We start from the raw sequence: 5,139 nt of genomic DNA on the forward strand, positions 1-5,139 counted from the left end.
GCCGCCCGGCACCTGGCCCGGACCTGCCGGCATTTACGGAACTGGCCGCCCGCCTGCTGAAGGCCGCGGCAGAAGCAGCCGGGGAGACCGGCGACCTGCTGCTGCGCCGCTACTCGACATCCCTCGCCGCGCTTGATCCGGTCATCCCGGCCCCATCACCATGACGAACCGATCACCGAAGTAGGGGTGCCGTTAACCGACGTGTCATGGGCCGCGGCGCGAGGTCGCCAGTTCCGGCTTCGTTGCGGTTGACCTCCGGGGAAGATCGACCGGCCCCTACCAATTCTCCTAACGGGTCGAGAGAGGCGTTCTTGATGCCATCGGTGAACTTCCTGGCCTTGCTCACACAGCCAGGCGCGTAGAACGGTCCCGGAACGGCCACGTCGAGCAGGCGGCTCACACGCCTTGGCACTCTCAACCTGGCGAGCAGTCTCGCCGGACTGCTCGGTGGTGAGCGTGCCCTGCTACGCGCTGACGTTGCCCAGGGCCCCGTTCCGTCAGCGGACCAGGCCCGTGGCGCCGTTCGATGAGGATGCCGGGTCGATCCGTATCGTCGCGGCGTGTGCCGCAGGGCTCGCGGCGAGGGCGCCGGCGGCCTGTCCGTACTTGCTCCGGTAGGCGGCGTCGATCTCGGAGGCGGGCGTGGTATCCCGAGTTTCCAGGAGGACGTCGCGGGTGACGGCCCCCATCCGGATCTGTCCGTGGCTTTCCTTTTGCGCCGCCTGGTACCAGCGGGACCGGACCCCTCTGTAGGCGCGGACAAACAGCTCGCCGCGGACCAGGACCATACCGATCTCCACGCCGAGGTGACCGTCATCTCCGGCGGTCAGGACGAGGAATTCGGATCCGGCGAGAAGGGCGAGATCTTCGGGTGTCCAGGTGGTCATCGCGTCAGGCCCTCCGTCCGGTCGGTGCTCGGTTGTGGGTGGTCCATGAGGTGAGGATGCGCAGGGCGTCGTGGGAGGGACTGCCGGGTTCGGCGGTCAGGATCATCAGCCGCTGTACGGACCCGTCGGGGCTGGCCCAGGTGTCGCAGTCGAGGGTGAGGTCGCCCACCAGGTGGTGGCGGTAGTGCTTGGTGCCGTAACTGGCGCTGTTGACACGGTGTTCGGCCCACCAGGCGCGAAAGTCAGGGTCCTGGAGGGACAGTTCGCCGACGAGCTGGGCGAGGTCGGGATCGTCGGGGTCGGCCGCGGCCTCCATGCGCAGCGCGGCGACGGCTTCCCGGGCGTCGTGGGCCCAGTCTTGGTGCAGCTGCCGGACTACCGGGTTCGTGAACAGCAGCCGCAGGTAGTTGCGCCGATGGGCCGGGATGGCGGCGAAGTCGGTGTAGAGGGCTGCGGCGGCGGGGTTCCAGGCCAGGATGTCCAGGCGTTTGCCAAGGACGAGCGCGGGGGTTTCGGTGAGCTGGTCGAGCAGACGTCGCATGGCGGGACGCAGGCGTTGGGCGGGCCGGCGTCGGCGTGGGCGGGCGTCGGTTCGGCCGGCGAGTTCGTAGAGGTAGGTCTGCTGGTCGTCGTCGAGGCGCAGGGCGCGGGCCAGGGTGGTGAGCACAGGTACGGATGCCCGGACGCGGCCCTGTTCCAGTCGTGTGTAGTAGTCCACGCTGATGGCGGCGAGCTGGGCGACCTCCTCGCGACGTAGTCCAGCGACTTTGCGGGCGGAGTCCGTCTCGGGAAGGCCGCACTCCCGCGGTGTCAGCTGGGCCCGGCGGGCCTTGAGGAAGGCTCCCAGCGCCCGGGAGTCGGAGTCTGAAGTCATGCTCTTAAGTGTCATTGCGCCGCGACGGCCACGGCACATGTGTGAGGGGGCAAGTTCTTTCCCAGGCAGAAACCTGGCTCTCCCGCTCGTGTGGAGACTGGCCGAAGGTGGATGTGTGCCCGGCGGGGTGCGGACCCCGGGTCCGCCGCGCGGGTGCGTTACGACACGTCATCACCGTCTCAGGGAGAGTGCCTCATGGCCAGGACCACCGTCAGCTTCGACAGCGCCGGCATCCCGCTCGCCGGCCACCTTTACACCCCCGACACGCCGGCGTCGGGTCCGCGGCCGGCGCTCGTGGTCGGTCACCCCGGCACCAGCGTGAAGGAACAGACCTCCGGCACGTACGCGCAACTGATGGCCGAGCGCGGTTTCGTCGCCCTCGCCTTTGACGCCGCCTACCAGGGCGAGTCCGGCGGTCTGCCGCGGGGCCTGGAGGACCCCGCCCAGCGGGTGGAGGACTTCAAGGCCGCCGTCTCCTACCTCACCACTCTCGACGAGGTCGACGCCGACCGGATCGGCCTGCTGGGCATCTGCGCCTCCGGCAGCTACTCGCTGGCCGCCACCGGCGGCGACCACCGCGTCAAGGCCGTGGCCACCGTGTCCACCGCCGAACCCGCCCGCCAGTTCCGTCTCGGCGCCGACGGCACCCAGGATCCGGCTGTCTTCCAGGCCCTGCTGGACGCCGCCGCAACGGCCCGCAGCGCCGCCGCACGCGGCGAGGACCCTGCCACGATGACCATGTTCCCGGAGACCGCCGAGCAGGCCAGCGCGCTCGGCGGCCAGCACGGTGTCGAAGGTTTCGAGTACTACTGCACCCCGCGCGGCCACCACGAGCGCTCCGCGAAGACCCTCGCCTGGGAGAGCATCGACAGGATGGCCTTCCATGACGCCTTCGTCGCTGTTTCGCTGATCGGCCCCCGCCCCATCCTTCAGATCATCGGCGAACGCGCCGTCACCGCCTGGATGGCCGTCGAGGCCCACCAGCGCGCCACCGGCCCCAAGGAGATCCACTGGATCAAGGGCGCCAGCCACGTCGACCTCTACGACAAGAAGGAGTACATCGACCCCGCCGTCGACAAGCTCACCGACTTTTTCACCACCCACCTCACCACCGACTGATGAGCATTGGGGTGCCGTTAACCAACGTTTCATAGCCCGGGAATAGGCCCTGAGCTACGGAATCAGCTTCCCACTTCCAGCTCGGCCTGCGCTGGCCGTTCGACGGCAGAGCGACCTGTCGCGAGTTCGGGGACGTACTTAAAGATGGTCGAGCGGCTGACGCCGAGTAGGCGGGCGATGGAGGAGACGGTGTTCTCCGGCCGGGTGAGCAGATCGCGGGCGTGACGGATCTGTTCGGGGGTCATGGCTGGCGGGCGTCCTAGGCGCCGGCCGCGGGCGCGGGCGGCGGCCAGGCCCTCGTGGGTGCCTTCCACGATGAGCGCCTCGATCGGCGTGAGCTTGATCGCTCCCGCATTGCGGTCGCTGATCTCCACCCAGTCCAGCTTTGCCAGGGCGCTGGTCATCTCCTCGCGCAGGCTGTCGCAGCTCGCGAGTGCTCGGCAACGTGACTCGAAGTCGGCCGACAGGTCCTCATCCGGGTTGCGCCACCAGTCGGCGCCGACTTGGTCTTGAACTCGTGCACCAGCTCGCGCAGCGTCTGCTCGCCACCCCGCACCGCGGGGAAGACGACCTCGCGCACCTGCCGTCCGGCGCGGCCAGCGAGGCGTCGGCGATGGTGAACAAGAGGTTCTCCTTGCCTGACACCCGCTCGAAGGCGTTGATGAGCTCCTCGGTGACCTTGCGTTCGGCGCGGGCGCCCACGCGGTGCACCGTGGCGATCAGCAGGTCGACCAGGGCGTCGGTGACCTCACGTTCCCGCTCCACCAGCAGCGCGGCCAGCAAGGTGACCGTCGCCTCCGGCGCGTTGCGGGCCCGCCGGCGCAGGTGCGATGGAGACTCCACCGCGGCGCGGAAGCGCCACCCGCCCAGCACTTTCGGCGCCACGTCGGCGAACAACCCGGCCGGAAGTTCGATGGCCCGGATCGCGTTCAGCTTCCGGATCTCCGTCAGCATCGAATCCAGGCTCACTTTGCCCGGCATCGCCTTGATCAGCGACAGGACCGAGCCTTCATCCTCGTCCAGATCGTCATCGCTCTCCTCGGTCTCCACCGCGGTGTTGTCGGCGGCCACCAGGGCGAGCCCCCGGGCCGCCGTCGCCGTATCCAGCCGTGCTGCCATGTTTGCTCCGCGTAGTGCAGAGCCGACCGTACGATCCGAGTGATCCGCCCCGGCGAGGACGGCTCGATCCGTTCGGCCCGGCACTGCTTGAGCAGTTCCTCGCGGACCCGGTCGGGCTGTCGTTCGGCGAGCACGACGTTCACGGCCAGCCAGTCGGTCAGCTTGTCGGCGTCGACGACCGAGCAATCTCGGAAGCCGAGATGGTCGCGAATCTCGCCGCGATGACGCTCGATCGTCCGGCCTGTCCAGTCGTACAAGCCCAGGCTGCTGGCCGACGTCTTGGTCTGCTTCGCGACGTAGTCGACCACCTCGTCAGGAAACTCCGCCCGCCCGCGCGGGAAGCGCCCGTGCTGAGTGAAGTACTTCAGCAGCAGCGCGAAGGCCAGACGAGTGCCTTCCTGCTTCGCACTGACCAGGCCGACCTCATCGCTCAGCACAGTCCAGTGCTCGATGAGTTCATCCATGCCAAGCGGCGGACGTTCCATGCCCATAGATCCGCGCCAGGCGCTTCGGCATGACAGAAGGTCAGGCTAGGGATCTTCGAGGTTTGGCGGCCGGTGACACGTCGGCTAACGGCACCCCAAGTAGCGTGTGCCGCCCCGCAAGGGGTGGCCACCGCTGCGGCCGGCGCCGCGGTCACATCGTCGGGCATCCTCGCCCCTTCGGATGCGAGCCGCACGGTTCCCACGCCCGCCCGTCTCGGCCGTCACGCTCAGACCCTAGCATTTTCTATTTTCTAGAAATTCAAATTCAATAATTACGATCTGTTGCGTCGCGGAGGATCTTGACAACTTGCGGGAAGGTAGAATTCCCGCAAGTTTCGATGCATGGGAGAGCGGCCTTGGAGTGAAGCGCTCAGAGCTGTTCCTGGGTGAAGATTGCCGCGAAGTCGTCCTGTAGGTTTGCCACTCCCGGTTTTGATTTGCCACGAAGTTGGCACCAAGATCCTCTGCCGGCGGCCTAACGCGCGCCTGGTCTGCATGGTGGCGATGGCAACCCACGTACGCTATCCGGCCTGGTCAAGGCCGGGGCTTGCTCGCCCAGCGGTCACGTCCACGGACGTGGTGTATGAGTGGATCTTCGCGTGATCCTGTTTCTGCAGGTTAAGCGGTCAGTGTCTGCGGCAGTGGGTTCTGGGCT

Annotated in this window: 5 protein-coding genes; 1 reads left to right on the forward strand and 4 read right to left on the reverse strand. The window is 67.7% G+C overall.

All coding sequences use genetic code 11. The features are described 5' to 3' along the window. Positions 1-497: 497 nt before the first annotated feature. On the reverse strand, positions 498-887 hold the full coding sequence (locus AB0H88_RS52450; RefSeq protein WP_357657726.1) for a DUF2255 family protein: 390 nt from the start codon (positions 885-887) through the stop codon (positions 498-500). A gap of 4 nt (positions 888-891) precedes the next feature. After that, positions 892-1,761, reverse strand: a complete 870-nt coding sequence (locus tag AB0H88_RS52455) for a helix-turn-helix domain-containing protein (RefSeq protein WP_357657727.1) — start codon at positions 1,759-1,761, stop codon at positions 892-894. A 195-nt stretch (positions 1,762-1,956) separates the two neighbouring features. Between AB0H88_RS52455 and AB0H88_RS52460 the strand changes: the two genes are divergently transcribed. Continuing rightward, the gene (locus tag AB0H88_RS52460) at positions 1,957-2,880 is read left to right on the forward strand and encodes an alpha/beta hydrolase (protein ID WP_357657729.1); all 924 of its coding nucleotides are present in this window, start codon (positions 1,957-1,959) and stop codon (positions 2,878-2,880) included. A gap of 62 nt (positions 2,881-2,942) precedes the next feature. Here the strand turns inward: AB0H88_RS52460 and AB0H88_RS52465 are convergent, their stop codons facing one another. Further along, the gene (locus tag AB0H88_RS52465) at positions 2,943-3,284 is read right to left on the reverse strand and encodes a helix-turn-helix domain-containing protein (protein ID WP_357657731.1); all 342 of its coding nucleotides are present in this window, start codon (positions 3,282-3,284) and stop codon (positions 2,943-2,945) included. 585 nt (positions 3,285-3,869) lie between these two features. Further along, complete coding sequence (locus tag AB0H88_RS52470) at positions 3,870-4,463, reverse strand: DUF4158 domain-containing protein (RefSeq protein WP_357657732.1); 594 nt, start codon at positions 4,461-4,463, stop codon at positions 3,870-3,872. Positions 4,464-5,139 lie beyond the last annotated feature (676 nt).

Source organism: Nonomuraea sp. NPDC050680 (genome assembly GCF_040654555.1).
GTDB lineage: Bacteria > Actinomycetota > Actinomycetes > Streptosporangiales > Streptosporangiaceae > Nonomuraea.

Excerpts from the sequence above, each read along its gene's own strand:
- AB0H88_RS52450 (WP_357657726.1), bottom strand. The coding sequence starts at position 887 with ATGACCACCTGGACACCCGAAGATCTCGCCCTTCTCGCCGGATCCGAA.
- AB0H88_RS52455 (WP_357657727.1), bottom strand. The coding sequence starts at position 1,761 with ATGACTTCAGACTCCGACTCCCGGGCGCTGGGAGCCTTCCTCAAGGCC.
- AB0H88_RS52460 (WP_357657729.1), top strand. The coding sequence starts at position 1,957 with ATGGCCAGGACCACCGTCAGCTTCGACAGCGCCGGCATCCCGCTCGCC.
- AB0H88_RS52465 (WP_357657731.1), bottom strand. The coding sequence starts at position 3,284 with ATGACCAGCGCCCTGGCAAAGCTGGACTGGGTGGAGATCAGCGACCGC.
- AB0H88_RS52470 (WP_357657732.1), bottom strand. The coding sequence starts at position 4,463 with ATGGATGAACTCATCGAGCACTGGACTGTGCTGAGCGATGAGGTCGGC.